Genomic DNA, 13179 nt, shown 5'->3' with positions numbered 1-13179 from the left:
GGGGACGACATGGCGGTCAGCGAAAGCTTAGCGACAGGAACAGTGGCCAAGAACGGCCGCGATGTCTTCTTCGCCATCGGCATCGTCATCATCCTGGCCGTGCTATTCCTGCCGATCCCGGCCTTCCTCATCGACATCGGCCTCGCCTTCTCGATCGCACTGTCGGTGCTGATCCTGATGGTGGCGCTGTGGATCCAGCGGCCGCTCGATTTCTCGTCCTTCCCGACCGTGCTGCTGATCGCCACCATGCTACGGCTATCGCTCAACATCGCCACCACGCGCATGATCCTGTCGCACGGCAATGAGGGCACGCACGCCGCCGGCTATGTCATCGCCGGCTTCTCCAAACTTGTGATGGCCAGCGATTTCGTCATCGGCCTGATCGTCTTCATGATCCTGATTGTGGTCAACTTCATCGTCATCACCAAGGGCGCCACCCGTATTGCCGAAGTCGGCGCCCGCTTCACCCTCGACGCCATCCCCGGCAAGCAGATGTCGATCGACGCCGACCTGTCCGCCGGCATGATCGACGACAAGACAGCGCAACTGCGCCGCCGCGAGCTGGAAGAGGAATCCTCCTTCTTCGGCTCGATGGACGGCGCCTCGAAATTCGTCCGCGGCGACGCCATTGCCGGCCTCATCATCACCGCCATCAACATCGTCGGCGGCATCGCCATCGGTTACATCAGGCACGGCATGGGCATGGGCGAAGCCGCCGATGTCTTCATCAAACTGTCGGTCGGCGACGGCCTCGTCACCCAGATCCCGGCGCTTATCGTTTCGCTCGCCGCCGGCCTGCTTGTGTCCAAGGGCGGCACGCGCGGCTCGACCAACCAGGCGGTGTTCGGCCAGCTCGGTGCGCATCCGCGCGCGCTCTATGTCGCGGCCTCGCTGCTCGTCCTGCTCGGCCTGATGCCCGGCCTGCCGTTCTTCCCGTTCTTCACGCTAGCCGCCGGCATGGCCGGCCTTGGCTACGTCATCCCGATGCGCGCCAACCGCGAGGCTGCCGCCGCCGAAGCGATCAAGGATCTGGAGAAGGCGAACAAGGTCGAGGAAGAGAAGAACTCGGTCAAGGCTTCGCTGACCACCGCCGAGATCGAGCTTCTGATCGGCAAACAGCTGTCGACGCGGCTGCTGGTGTCGCATCAGGAACTGGTGTTCCGCATGGCCAAGATGCGCAAGAAATTTGCCACGCAATATGGCTTCGTCGTGCCGGAAGTGCGCGTCGCCGACGATTTCGGCATCCCGCCGAAAAGCTATCAGATCAAGGTCCACGGCACCGTCGTCGCCGAATACCAGATGCGCGTCGGCGAGATCATGGTGCTGCTCGGCAACCGGGATTTGCCCGACGTTCCCGGCGAGGAAATCCGCGAGCCGGCCTTCGGCATGCGCGCCTTCTCGGTGCTCGAAACCTTCGCCGAGGATCTGAAGCGCGAGAACTATACCTTTGCCGACAACATGTCGGTGCTGCTCACCCATTTGTCCGAGGTGATCCGCAACAACCTGCCGCAGCTTCTGTCCTACAAGGACATGAAGGCGCTGCTCGAGCGCCAGGATCCGGAATACCGCAAGCTCGCCGACGAGATCTGCACCTCGCACATCTCCTATCCCGGCCTGCAGGCGGTGCTGAAATTGCTGCTGGCCGAACGCGTATCGATCCGCAACCTGCATTTGATCATCGAGGCTATCGCCGAGATCGCGCCGCATGTGCGCCGCACCGAGCAGATCGTCGAGCATGTCCGCATCCGCATGGCCCAGCAGATCTGCGGCGATCTCTCCGAGGGCGGCATGCTCAAGGTGCTGCGCCTCGGCAACCGCTGGGACCTCGCCTTCCACCAGAGCCTCAAGCGCGACGCCAAGGGCGAGGTGCGCGAATTCGACATCGACCCGCGCCAGCTGGAGGAATTCGGCCAGGACGCGACCAAGGCGATCCGCAAGCATCTCGAGGCCGGCGAGCGTTTTGTCCTCGTCACCGCGCCCGATGCTCGCCCCTATGTGCGCATGATCATCGAGCGCCTGTTCACGACGCTTCCCGTTCTCTCCCATGTCGAAATCGCCAAGGGCGTCGAGATCAAGGTGCTCGGGACGATCTCGTGAACATACTGTCGCAAGGCGTCGTCATCGCCGCCTTCCTCGCCTTCTGTCGCATCGGCGCCTGCTTCATGCTGATGCCGGGCCTGTCCAGCGCCCGCGTGCCGGTCCAGGTCCGGCTGTTCGTGTCGATCGCCGCCACCGGTGGCCTGCTCGCCTTCCTGTGGGACAAGATCTTTCCCTTCGTCGATGCGCGTCCGCAGGTGCTGGCACCGATGATCATTTCGGAACTTTTGGTCGGCGGGCTGATCGGCGCCATGACCAGGCTTTACATGGAAGCGCTGCGCTTCATGGGCTCGGCCATTGCCATGCTGATCGGCTATGGTGGCACCGGCGGCCCGGCGATCGAGGAGCCAGAGCCGCAGGCGGCCCTCGCCGCCATCATCTCGTTTTCAGCGTTGCTGCTGCTCTTCGTCTTCGATTTCGACCACGAGATCATCCGCGCTCTGGTCGCCTCCTACACGGTGGCGCCGGTCAACGCCTTCTTCAATCCCCAGGCCGCCCTGGTCGATCTCACCGACACGGTGTCGGACGCCTTCTTCCTGGTCATCCGGCTCGGCAGCCCATTCATCGCCTATGCCATTCTGGTCAATTTGACGATCGGCTTCGTCAACAAGCTGACGCCGCAGATCCCGGTCTACTTCATCTCGCTGCCTTTCGTCATCGCCGGCGGCATGATCATCTTCTACTTCGCCATCGGCACCATGCTGTCGCTGTTCGTCGACGGCTTTGTCGACCTGACGCTGGCGAGGTGAGATGAGCACGCGCATGGAACGGCTGAAGAAACTGGTCAAGGTGCAGGAGCAGCTGAAGGCCCTGCACGAGACGCGCCATGCGGCCTTCCTGGCGGCGGCCGCAACCGCCGAGACCGAAGCCAGGGAACTTGTCCAGCATTTCGAGGCCGATCAGTCGCTGGCGGTGCTGTTCCCTGACCTCTACCATCGCCGCATCGCCAATGCGCTGGTCCGGCAGGAAGCGAGCCTGGAAAGCGCCAGGCAGGAGATCACGCTCATCGCCACTGCGACGGCGCGCACCAACATGGTCGAGCGCGCCTACAAGGACGTGCGCCGACAGGACGAACGCGAACGCTCCGACCGCGACCGGCTCGATCTGATCGCGCAGAGGCGCGGGCAGGAATAATCGGAAGTTAGAGCCGCGTCACTTGCGGACGGCGTTCGGTTTCGTTCCGTGCGGCGGGCTGTATTGGGTGTACGGCGCCGTGTTCGGCCTCTGCGCCTACGCCACCTACGATCTGACCATGGCGACACCGGCAGCGCCCACCGCAAACGACCAGATCGCATCGACCCAGCCGGACTTGCCGCTGCTGATAGCAATGGCCCAGCATCCGGCGAAGGATTTCAAACCGGCAAGCCTGCCACAAGCTTGTTGCGGCATGGTCGCTCAGGAAACCCGGCAAAGAGGCGGACTTTCTTGGCGATTTCTCCACCCAGTGACATCGTTCTCGATGTTGCCCGAGCCGTCGACCCGGCGGATATCGAGGCTGCCCGTGCCGCGCTGGCCAAGCGGGCCAACGGCGTTGGCGGTAATTTTTCTGTCGACATGGCTGCTTCGGTCGATGCCGGCTCGATCCTGTCGCGCGCTACCGCCGACACGGCCGCCGCAAATGCCGATCCCGCCAGCAAGTTCAAGAAGTTCGAGGCGATGGTCTTGCAGACCTTCATCCAAAACATGCTGCCCAAGGACACCGAGGGCGTCTACGGCAAGGGGCTGGCCGGCGACATGTGGAAATCGCAGCTTGCCGAGCGTGTCGCCGACGTCATGGCCGAGCGCGGCGGGATCGGCATCGCCAAATCGCTGCTCGCCGACCACTACAAGGACGGCAAGCGCACCGTGCCGATCGGCCCGGTGTCAACCGGGCCGCACAAGACCGAGATCGACCAGCAGACCCGGCTGTCCACCTCGCTGGTCGAGGAATTGCAGCGCAAGGCCGCACGGTCGATGACCGGCGACGAGACGACCATCAAAACCGAAATCAAGATCTAGACCAGGATTTTCAATGGCCGATTTTTCAAAATACTCTTCCAACCTGCCGGCGCGTACGTCCGAAGCGCCGATCCCGTTTGCACGGCCGGGCAACCTTGCCGCCATCATCGGCCGCATCGAGGAAGCGGTCGAGGAAGAGACGGCCGGTTTGAAGAACGACACCAGCTATGATCTCAAGGCCTCCAACGCCCGCAAGAGCCGCTACCTCTATGAGCTGACCCGCGCCATGAAGGGCGCCAACGAGATCGAATTCCTGGAACAGCATCGCGACAGTCTGGCGCGGCTGCGCCAGAAGCTCGCGAAAAACGAGGCTGCAATCCTCGCCCACCTCAACGCGGTCAACGAAGTCGCCACGCTGTTGAAGAACGCCATTCAGCGCGCCGAAGCCGACGGCACCTATTCGGCCGGCGAATTCGGTTGGGCGAGCTGATGATTTCGGCAACAGGCGGGAACAACCGGTGATCAAATTCATCGCCGCCGCGATCTGGATCTGCGCCGCCACGCTTGGCGCGGTGTTCTATTCGTTCCAGGCGGCCGGTGAGCGCGGCGTCGGCGAGACGCCGAAACCGATGCTGGGTGGCCTCGACTACGTCAAGACCGACATCATCTCGGTGCCGCTGGTCCGCGATTCCAAGATCGACGGCTATTTCCTCACCAAGCTCGTCTACACGGTCGAGCCGGCCGAGATAAAGAAGATGTCGATCCCGGCCGAAGCGCTGATGACCGATCAGGTCTATTCCTATCTCTACTCCAATCCGCAGATCGACTTCACCAAGAAGGAAACCATCGATCTCGATGCCTTCCGCAAGGCCATACGCGACACCGTCAACGCCCGCGTCGGCGCCGACCTGGTGCATGAAGTGCTGATCGACCAGGTCAACTTCCTGACCAAGGACGAAATCCGCGACAACGCCATGCGCCGCCGCAAGGATCCGGCCACGCCGACCGAACCGGCCCCGGCGGAATCGGCCCAGGCCGAGGCGGCGAAGCCCGCTGCTGAACACTAACCTTCGTCGCAGGGCGAATGTTCTCTGCCGCATTCCTTCCGACTGAAACGAGATGACGCGTCGCGCGTTGACGTTTACGTCAACTCGAAGCTATATGCGCCAAGCGACCAGGATCGCGGTACGCGCGAGACAGCGACTTCGGCGGAGGCCGGTCACTGAAGCGCGGCAAAACGCAACGAGACCAGGAGAACAGTCATGAGCGTTCAGGATATTGCCGAGAAGATGAGGTCGCGCGTGGCGAGCGCCGGGTTCGAACATTCCGTGAAGTTCGATACCGGCAGCAACGGCGTCATCGTCATCGACGGCGCAACCGTCTCGACCACCGACGCGCCGACCGACTGCACCATAAAGCTGTCGCTCGACGATCTGGATTCGCTGATCGCCGGCGACCTCAACCCGACCATGGCGTTCATGTCCGGCAAGATAAAGGTCGAAGGCGATATGTCGGTCGCCATGGCGCTCAGCCAACTGATCGGCTGAGCCCTTCGCAAAAACAAAACGCCGCCCTCGCTGAAATGCAAAGGACCGGCGGCGGCGTTTGTTTTTGGACAATCAGGCGGCCAGCGACAGCCTCTGTGCCTTGAGCTTGCGACCTGCAGCCTTCAGCGTGCCATGCGCGCCGTCGAGCGCACCATCGATCAGTTCCAGCGCCAGCAGGCGGTGCCGCTCGTACGGACCAGGCATGGCGAGCGCGCCGGTCTTCTCCGCCGAGAAGCCGAAGCGGCCATAGTAAGGCACATCGCCGACCAGCAGCACCGCGGCATGGCCGAGACGCGCGGCCTCGGCCAAAGCATGGCGCATCAGCGCCGAGCCGATGCCGGCGTTCTTCAGCGCCGGATCGACGGCGAGCGGTCCGAGCAGAAGTGCTCCCGGGCCACCCTCGCCCAGACGCACGTCCCACAGCCGCACCGTACCAGCAACCGCGCCGGCTGCATCGCGCACGATAAAAGCGAGGCCTTCGGAAGGCCGGCGGCCACGCCGCAGCTTCTCCGACGATTTCTTGCGCCGCATCGGCCCCATGGCGCGATCGAGCAACGCTTCACGCAATGCAATGTCTGCCGCAGTTTCGGCGACGATGGGAATGGCGCGGGCACTCTCCCCCCTCGAGGGGGAGATGTCGCCGAAGGCGACAGAGGGGGTCGGCACGACCTGACGCGACACCGCGTCGTGGACGAGGGATGCCGGCGCTTCACGCGAGACGACCCCCTCTGGCCTGCCTGCCATCTCCCCCTCGAGGGGGGAGAATCCAATGCCGTCAATGTAATTTACAATGTCCATTTCCGCGATCCTTCACGAGCGGAGCTTGTTCCACAGGCGAACCCGGGCGGACGCAAACGTCCGCCTGGGGTGATCTGAAGGCCGAAGCCGTCAGATCACGTAGGATCGGAGAGGCTCGAAGCCGTTGAAGGCGACCGCCGAGTAGGTGGTCGTGTAGGCGCCGGTGCCTTCGATCAGCACATCGTCGCCGATGGTCAGCGACAGAGGCAGCGGATACGGCGTCTTCTCGTACATCACGTCGGCCGAATCGCAGGTCGGGCCGGCGAGCACGCAAGGTGCGGTCTCCGAACCGTCATGGCGGGTGACGATCGGATAGCGGATCGCCTCGTCCATCGTCTCGGCCAGACCGCCGAACTTGCCGATGTCGAGGAACACCCAGCGCACATTGTCGTTTTCGGCCTTCTTCGAGATCAGCACGACTTCCGACTTGATGACGCCGGCATTGCCGACCATGCCGCGACCCGGCTCGATGATGGTCTCAGGGATCGCATTGCCGAAATGCTTGCGCAGCGCCGAGAAGATGGCCTGGCCATAGGCCTGGGCCGCCGGCACGTCACGCAGATAGCGCGTCGGGAAACCGCCGCCCATATTGACCATCTTGAGGACGATGCCTTCATCGGCGAGCGTGGCGAACACCTTCTTGGCGTCGGCCAGCGCACGGTCCCACGCCGTCAGGTCGGTCTGCTGCGAGCCGACATGGAACGACACGCCATAGGCGTCGAGGCCGAGCGTCCTGGCATGGCGCAGCACGTCGACGGCCATCGCCGGCACGCAGCCGAACTTGCGCGACAGCGGCCACTCGGCGCCTTCGCCGTCGGTCAAAACGCGGCAGAACACGCGCGCGCCGGGAGCGACGCGGGCGATCTTGTCGACTTCCTCGACGCAGTCGACGGCGAACAGCCGAATGCCGAGCTGGTAGGCGCGTGCAATATCACGCTCCTTCTTGATGGTGTTGCCGAAGGAGATGCGGTCCGCCGGCGCACCGGCATCCATCGCCATCTCGACTTCGGCAACGGAAGCGGTGTCGAAGGACGAGCCCATCGCAGCAAGCAGGCGCAGGATTTCCTGCGCCGGGTTTGCTTTCACCGCATAGTAGATCCGGGAATCGGGCAGCGCCTTTTCGAAGGCGCGGAAATTGTCGCGCACGACATCGAGGTCGACGACGAGGCAGGGGCCGGACGGACGTCGGGTGGCGAGGAAGTCGAGGATGCGCTGAGTGGCCATCGGGGTCTCTCCATTAACGCCTTGCGGCGCGCAATAAGGCTGCGGACGCGGGCTCTCGGCCTCGCGACGCGCGGTCAAACAAAGGCGGGACGGAAATTCATGGAACCAGCCGGTGGAGACCCCGGAACCATGAAACGCCGTCTCGCGGCGGTGAACCTTGGCCTTGCCCGGCCTCGGTTCGCTTTGTCTGCCTTGGCTTGGATGGGAGACCCGTCCGCACTACCGGCAATGAAGGTGTGCCTCTTCAGTAACCCCGGTCTTTGGACGACCGGCAGAACACCAGAAAGGCCCGCACCGTCGTTGCTTCAAGGTGTCCTCGGGCTGGCGGTTGGCCGCTAGACCGACTGGAGGGGTTAGCTCCAGTTACCTTACCGATTTCCCTCACCATTCGAGGATCGGCGGACACCCACAGGCACGTGCGACTTTGGGCAAGCGCGATATAAGATCGAAAGATTTCACAATCAATAAAAATCGTACTCCAGGTTGTAAAATTTCCGGCATCGAACAATGCTGGGCCTACTGTGTACGGATATCGAACGATGCCAGGCACGCACGGCCCGCTCAACGCCTTTCTCGACCTGCGCCGCATGCCGGTCGCCAATGCGGAACTGGGGCCGCTGGCCGGGCTCAGGCTGGCGGTAAAGGACATTTACGACGTCGCCGGCTACCGCACCGGTTGCGGCAATCCGGTGAAGTTCGACGAGGCGCATGCCGCGTCCAGCACGGCACCGGCCGTGCAGATGATTCTCGACGCCGGCGCGCGCTTCATCGGCAAGACGCAGACCGACGAGTTCGCTTTCTCGCTGATGGGCCAGAACGCGCATTTTCCGTTTCCGGTGAACCCGGCCGCTCCCGATCGCGTCACCGGCGGCTCGTCCTCCGGATCGGCGGCGGCGGTGGCCGGCAAGCTTGCCGATATCGCCACCGGCTCCGACACCGGCGGCTCGATCCGTGCCCCGGCGAGCTTTTGCGGGTTGATCGGGCTGCGCACCACGCATGGCCGCATTTCGCTTGAAGGCACGATGAAGCTGGCGCCGAGCTTCGACACATTCGGCTGGTTCGCCGACGACATCGAGACCTATGAGACGATCGGCAAATTGCTGCTCGGCCGCGACCCGCATCCGTATCCGCTCACCCGGCCGCTTTCGATCCGCTGGCTGGACGCTTTCGTGGCCGGCCCCGCCGAGGCAGCCGAATATGCCAGGATGAGAGCGCTGGCCGCCAGTCTTGTCGGTGAGCCGGCGCCGGTGGAGTACAGCTTCGCCTCCTTCCCCGACGAGCTCTACTGGTGCTTTCGCCGCCTCCAGGCCGCCGAGGCCTGGCAGCAGCATGGCGCCTGGATCATTTCGGACGAGCGCGATCTCGGGCCGGGCGTCGAGGAGCGCTTTGGTTTCGGCCGGACAATCGACGAAAAGACCGCGCGGGCCGAGGCGGTGCGCCGCTTGACGTTCCGCTCCGAGCTAGCCGCGCTGCTCGGCCAGGACGGGTTTCTTGTCCTGCCTACCGTTCCAGGCCCCGCACCTCTGGTCAAAAGCGAGCCGCAGCAGCTCCAGGCCTACCGCGAAAGGGCCTTGCATCTTTTGTGCCTTTCGGGTCTTTCAGGCTTTCCGCAAATCACCCTGCCGCTGGGCTCGGTTGACGGCGCCCCTTTCGGCCTCTCGCTGCTCGGTCCTCCCGGCAGCGACATTGCCCTGATACGGCTCGGCCGGCGAATTCTCGATGCGGCACGAAAGGCTTGATGATGGATACACTGACCCGCATGCGCGCCTTCATCGACGTCGTCGAGGCCGAAGGCTTTTCGGCGGCCGCGCGCAAGATCGGTCGCTCCAAGGCGCTGCTGTCGAAATATGTGCGCGAACTCGAAGACGAACTCGGCGCGCTGCTGCTCAACCGCACCACGCGGCAGTTCTCGTTGACTGAGGCCGGCCATACCTATTACAGCCGCGCTTCGGAAATCGTGCGCGAGGTCGACAGCCTAGCCGACGCCGTGCGCGAATCCTCCGGCGACGTGCGCGGCAGGATCAAGCTCTCCGCGGCGCGCACCTTCGCCGACGCGCCGATAGGCCAGTCGCTCATCGACTTCGCCAGACAGCATCCCGACATCGTGCTCGACATCCATCTCGACGACCGTTTTGTCGATCTGGTCGAGGAAGGTTTCGATCTTGCCGTGCGCATCTCGCGCCTGGAGAACTCATCGCTGATCGCCCGCCGCCTGGGGCCGTTTTCGATCAAGCTTTGCGCCTCGCCGGAGCTGATCGCCAAGCACGGCAAGCCGACGCGCCCGCAGGATCTCGCCAACTTGCCCTGCATCGTCGACACCAATGGCCGCTCGCTCGCCAACTGGCGCTTCAGGGGCGATGGCGAGGAGTCTGTCAGTGTCAACGTATCGGGTCCGATCGAGGTCAACAGCCCGATGGCCGCGCGAGCCGCCGCCGTGTCCGGTCTGGGCTTCACCATCCTGCCGGATTTCATCGCCGCGCCCGACCTCGCATCCGGGCTGCTGGTGTCGTTGCTCGACGACCGCATCCAGTCGGGCAGCGGCATTTTCGCCGTCTACCCGCACCGTCGCTATCTGCCGGCCAAGGTCCGTGTCTTCGTCGATTTCCTGGTGCAATGGTTCAAGAACCGCGAGAGCGCTTGAGCCGGTCCTGCCGTGCCGCGGTCCCAATTTCGCCCCGTTTCTGGTAACCTCTCGAAATCTCTCCGAGGCCGATGGAACAGCGACCGAGAATGCATCTGAAACGGCACGCAATCATGCTGGCTTCGGCCCTGGCGACGACTTTTGCCTCCGTCGGAGCGGCTGGCGCGCATCCTCATGTCTTCGCCGAGGCCCGCCTCGACGTGATCCTCTCGCCGGATCACCAAAGTGTGAAAGCGCTGCGTCACCTCTGGCGTTTCGATGATCTGTTTTCGAGTACGGTGATGATGGAGTTCGACAAGAACTCCGACCTGAAGCTTGACGACAAGGAGCTGAAGGATGTCGCCGACACAGTTCATGCCTCGCTGGCCGAATTCAACTATTTCCAGCTCGTCACCGTCGACGGCAAGGACGTGCCTATGACGCCGCCACCGCATCTGATGGCCAATTTCGACAACGACCAGTTGATCATCCTGTTCGAATCCGAACCCAAGGTGCCGATCAAGCTCGCCGGCAAGATCGATTTCGGCGTCTACGATCCAACCTTCTACACAGCGATCGACTTCACCGAGGATAGCAACATCACGGTGGAAGGCCTGCCCTCGAACTGCACCAAGAGCGTCATCCGGCCTGATCCAGACGAGGCGATCAAGGAAAACCAGAAGACCCTGACGGACGCGTTCTTCAACGACCCGACAGGCACCGACATGAGCAAGATCTTCGCCACCAAGCTCGAACTGAATTGCCCGCCAGAAGGATAGATCCGGTGATGAAACCGTCCCTGCGTTTGGCATTCGGCCTCGTGGCCGCTGCCCTGCTGATGACGCACTTTCTCGGGCAGGCCCATGCCCAGAGCTCACTCGGCATCGGTGTCAATGACGGCATGGCGCCCACCACCGGCCCGTTCGCCCACATCCTGATGTGGATCAATCTGCGCCAGCAGGAATTCTACCGCGCATTGGCCACGGCGATGAAAGCAATGCGCGAGGACGGCAGCAAGATGTGGCTGCTGATCGGCCTGTCCTTCGCCTACGGCATTTTCCACGCCGCCGGCCCCGGCCACGGCAAGGCGGTGATCTCGTCCTACATGGTGGCCAATGAAGTGGCGCTCAGGCGCGGTATCCTGCTGTCCTTCGTCTCGGCGCTGCTGCAGGGCCTGACCGCGATCCTGGTGATGCTGCTTGCCTATTTCGTCCTGCGCGGCACCGCCATCTCGATGACCGACGCAGCCTGGTTCATGGAGATCATGAGCTATGTCTTCGTCACTTTGTTCGGCGCCTGGCTGCTGTGGCGCAAGCTCGGGCCTACGGTCCTGCGCTGGTTCGGCAAGGCGCCCGCCTACAGCCTGTCGGCAGCCCACGCCGGTCATTCCCATGGCGGCCATTCGCATGCCGCTCACAGCCACGCGGCGCATGCGCATTCGCATGCCTTGCATGTGCATCACGACCATTCGCATGATCATCACGATCACGCTGCGCACGACCACGACACACACGATCATTCCCATCACGACCACGCTCATCACAATCACGCCGCTCACGATCAACCGGCCGGCGAGGTCTGCGACACGTGCGGCCATTCGCATGCGCCTGATCCGGCGCTGCTGTCGGGCGATCGCTTCGACTGGCGCACGGCCTGGTCGGCTGTAGCCGCCGTCGGCATCCGCCCCTGCTCCGGCGCGCTGATTGTGCTCAGCTTCGCGCTGCTCAACGGCCTGTGGCTCGGCGGCCTGCTGTCGGTGCTGGCGATGTCTATCGGCACCGCCATCACAGTCTCGGCGTTGGCGACGATCGCGGTGACAGCCAAGAACTGGGCGGTCTATTTCGCCGGCGATGGCCGCATGGGCAACCGTATCCACACAGTCGTCGAAATCGGCGGCGCCGCGTTCGTCTTCCTGTTCGGGCTGTTGCTGTTGTCGGCGTGCCTGTCCGGAACTGTATGACCTCGGCGGGTCAGGCCTGACCCGCGATCATTCCGCCCAGTTCATCCTCGATATGAGCGCGGATGATTTCATCGAAACTGTTTTCGGCGCTGAAGCCGAAGTCCCTTGCACGGCGCGACTCGAAGCGCGTCGGCCAACCCTTGACGATCGCCCAGATGGTCTCATCCGGCTGTTCGCGGATCAGCTTCACGACCTTGGTGCCCGCAATGCGTTCCAGCGCCTCGATCTGCTCGCCGACGGTGACGGCAACGCCCGGCATGGTGAGGTTGCGGCGTGGCCCGACGGCGGCACTGTCGATCCCGGCGGCATGGATCAGGAAGTTCACCGCCGAGCGCGGGCTGGCATGGGTGTGCAGCACCGAGCGCGGCACTGGCAGGATCGCCTCATGGCCGCTCAGCGGCTCGCGGATGATGCCGGAGAAGAACCCTGACGCCGCCTTGTTCGGCTTGCCGGGCCGCACGCAAATGGTCGGCAGCCTTATGCCGATGCCGTCGAAGAAGCCGCGCCTGGAATAGTCGGCCAGCAGCGCTTCGCTCATCTGCTTCTGCGTGCCGTAGGAGGTTAGCGGCGTAGGATGAAAATCGTCCGGGATCACATCCGGGAACGGCGCGCCGAACACGGCGATAGACGAGGTGAAGACGAGGCGCGGCGCAAAGCCCGCCAGCCGCACGGCGTCGAACAGCGCCCGTGTGCCGTCGAGATTGACGCGGTAGCCGAGATCGAAATTGGCTTCCGCCTCACCCGACACGATGCCGGCGAGATGGAACATGACGTCGGGGCGTGAGGCGACCAGGCTCTCGGCAGCACCGGCGTCGGCAAGGTCGCCGGTATGCGTGGCGATGCTGATGCCATCCATCGCCGGCGCCTGCGGCGGCACGATGTCGTGCAGGTCGAGCCCGGTGATCTTGCGGCCGTTGAGCGTGCCGTCCTTGGCCAGCCGGTCGACAAGTTTGCGGCCGACCATGCCGGCGGCGCCAGTAATCAGGATGCGCATT

The 13179-nt window shown here is 63.6% G+C and carries 14 protein-coding genes; 11 read left to right on the top strand and 3 right to left on the bottom strand.

Going from position 1 to position 13179, the window contains the following annotated elements; genetic code table 11:
* Nucleotides 1-9 precede the first annotated feature (9 nt).
* From flhA to NLY33_RS11955, 7 genes are all read left to right on the top strand, one after another.
* The gene (flhA, locus tag NLY33_RS11985; protein ID WP_023671908.1) at nt 10-2097 is read left to right on the top strand and encodes a flagellar biosynthesis protein FlhA; all 2088 of its coding nucleotides are present in this window, start codon (nt 10-12) and stop codon (nt 2095-2097) included.
* Complete coding sequence (gene fliR / locus NLY33_RS11980; protein ID WP_023703991.1) at nt 2094-2846, top strand: flagellar biosynthetic protein FliR; 753 nt, start codon at nt 2094-2096, stop codon at nt 2844-2846. The genes flhA and fliR overlap by 4 nt, the downstream gene beginning before the upstream one ends.
* Nucleotide 2847: 1 nt before the next feature.
* A complete protein-coding gene (locus NLY33_RS11975) occupies nt 2848-3231 on the top strand; it encodes a hypothetical protein (protein ID WP_023703992.1) in 384 nt (127 codons plus the stop codon).
* Between the two features lie 291 nt (nt 3232-3522).
* Entirely contained in the window at nt 3523-4095 is a 573-nt protein-coding gene (locus NLY33_RS11970; protein WP_023703994.1) for a rod-binding protein, read from the top strand.
* Between the two features lie 13 nt (nt 4096-4108).
* Nucleotides 4109-4525 (top strand): hypothetical protein, encoded by a 417-nt coding sequence (locus tag NLY33_RS11965; protein ID WP_023671919.1) that lies wholly within the window; start codon nt 4109-4111, stop codon nt 4523-4525.
* Between the two features lie 28 nt (nt 4526-4553).
* A complete protein-coding gene (locus NLY33_RS11960) occupies nt 4554-5102 on the top strand; it encodes a hypothetical protein (protein WP_023703995.1) in 549 nt (182 codons plus the stop codon).
* Between the two features lie 195 nt (nt 5103-5297).
* Nucleotides 5298-5582, top strand: a complete 285-nt coding sequence (locus NLY33_RS11955; RefSeq protein WP_023683274.1) for an SCP2 sterol-binding domain-containing protein — start codon at nt 5298-5300, stop codon at nt 5580-5582.
* Between the two features lie 72 nt (nt 5583-5654).
* On the opposite strand, the gene NLY33_RS11950 is transcribed toward NLY33_RS11955, so the two are convergent.
* Both NLY33_RS11950 and odc2 read right to left on the bottom strand, forming a co-directional pair.
* On the bottom strand, nt 5655-6326 hold the full coding sequence (locus NLY33_RS11950) for a GNAT family N-acetyltransferase (protein WP_023703996.1): 672 nt from the start codon (nt 6324-6326) through the stop codon (nt 5655-5657).
* Between the two features lie 144 nt (nt 6327-6470).
* Nucleotides 6471-7604 carry an ornithine/lysine decarboxylase gene (gene odc2 / locus NLY33_RS11945; RefSeq protein ID WP_023703997.1) on the bottom strand — a complete coding sequence of 378 codons (1134 nt, stop codon included), beginning with the start codon at nt 7602-7604 and terminating at the stop codon, nt 6471-6473.
* A gap of 539 nt (nt 7605-8143) precedes the next feature.
* On the opposite strand from odc2, the gene NLY33_RS11940 reads away from it, so the two are divergent.
* From NLY33_RS11940 to NLY33_RS11925, 4 genes are all read left to right on the top strand, one after another.
* Nucleotides 8144-9343 (top strand): amidase, encoded by a 1200-nt coding sequence (locus NLY33_RS11940; RefSeq protein ID WP_023703998.1) that lies wholly within the window; start codon nt 8144-8146, stop codon nt 9341-9343.
* 2 nt (nt 9344-9345) lie between these two features.
* Nucleotides 9346-10245, top strand: coding sequence for a LysR family transcriptional regulator (locus NLY33_RS11935; RefSeq protein ID WP_023703999.1), 900 nt, complete (start codon nt 9346-9348; stop codon nt 10243-10245).
* Between the two features lie 89 nt (nt 10246-10334).
* Entirely contained in the window at nt 10335-11003 is a 669-nt protein-coding gene (locus NLY33_RS11930; RefSeq protein WP_023671926.1) for a DUF1007 family protein, read from the top strand.
* Between the two features lie 8 nt (nt 11004-11011).
* On the top strand, nt 11012-12184 hold the full coding sequence (locus NLY33_RS11925) for a nickel/cobalt transporter (RefSeq protein ID WP_488473758.1): 1173 nt from the start codon (nt 11012-11014) through the stop codon (nt 12182-12184).
* A 10-nt stretch (nt 12185-12194) separates the two neighbouring features.
* Here NLY33_RS11925 and denD read toward each other — a convergent pair whose 3' ends face one another.
* On the bottom strand, nt 12195-13178 hold the full coding sequence (gene denD / locus NLY33_RS11920) for a D-erythronate dehydrogenase (RefSeq protein WP_023671928.1): 984 nt from the start codon (nt 13176-13178) through the stop codon (nt 12195-12197).
* Nucleotide 13179: the final 1 nt, after the last annotated feature.

Source organism: Mesorhizobium sp. C432A (assembly GCF_030323145.1).
In the GTDB taxonomy this organism is placed as follows: domain Bacteria; phylum Pseudomonadota; class Alphaproteobacteria; order Rhizobiales; family Rhizobiaceae; genus Mesorhizobium.
This window is presented reverse-complemented; position numbering and strand designations above follow the sequence as displayed.

Excerpts from the sequence above, each read along its gene's own strand:
- flhA (WP_023671908.1), top strand. The coding sequence starts at position 10 with ATGGCGGTCAGCGAAAGCTTAGCGACAGGAACAGTGGCCAAGAACGGC.
- NLY33_RS11975 (WP_023703992.1), top strand. The coding sequence starts at position 2,848 with ATGAGCACGCGCATGGAACGGCTGAAGAAACTGGTCAAGGTGCAGGAG.
- NLY33_RS11965 (WP_023671919.1), top strand. The coding sequence starts at position 4,109 with ATGGCCGATTTTTCAAAATACTCTTCCAACCTGCCGGCGCGTACGTCC.
- NLY33_RS11955 (WP_023683274.1), top strand. The coding sequence starts at position 5,298 with ATGAGCGTTCAGGATATTGCCGAGAAGATGAGGTCGCGCGTGGCGAGC.
- NLY33_RS11950 (WP_023703996.1), bottom strand. The coding sequence starts at position 6,326 with ATGGCAGGCAGGCCAGAGGGGGTCGTCTCGCGTGAAGCGCCGGCATCC.
- odc2 (WP_023703997.1), bottom strand. The coding sequence starts at position 7,604 with ATGGCCACTCAGCGCATCCTCGACTTCCTCGCCACCCGACGTCCGTCC.
- NLY33_RS11940 (WP_023703998.1), top strand. The coding sequence starts at position 8,144 with ATGCCAGGCACGCACGGCCCGCTCAACGCCTTTCTCGACCTGCGCCGC.
- NLY33_RS11935 (WP_023703999.1), top strand. The coding sequence starts at position 9,346 with ATGGATACACTGACCCGCATGCGCGCCTTCATCGACGTCGTCGAGGCC.
- NLY33_RS11930 (WP_023671926.1), top strand. The coding sequence starts at position 10,335 with ATGCATCTGAAACGGCACGCAATCATGCTGGCTTCGGCCCTGGCGACG.
- NLY33_RS11925 (WP_488473758.1), top strand. The coding sequence starts at position 11,012 with ATGAAACCGTCCCTGCGTTTGGCATTCGGCCTCGTGGCCGCTGCCCTG.
- denD (WP_023671928.1), bottom strand. The coding sequence starts at position 13,178 with ATGCGCATCCTGATTACTGGCGCCGCCGGCATGGTCGGCCGCAAACTT.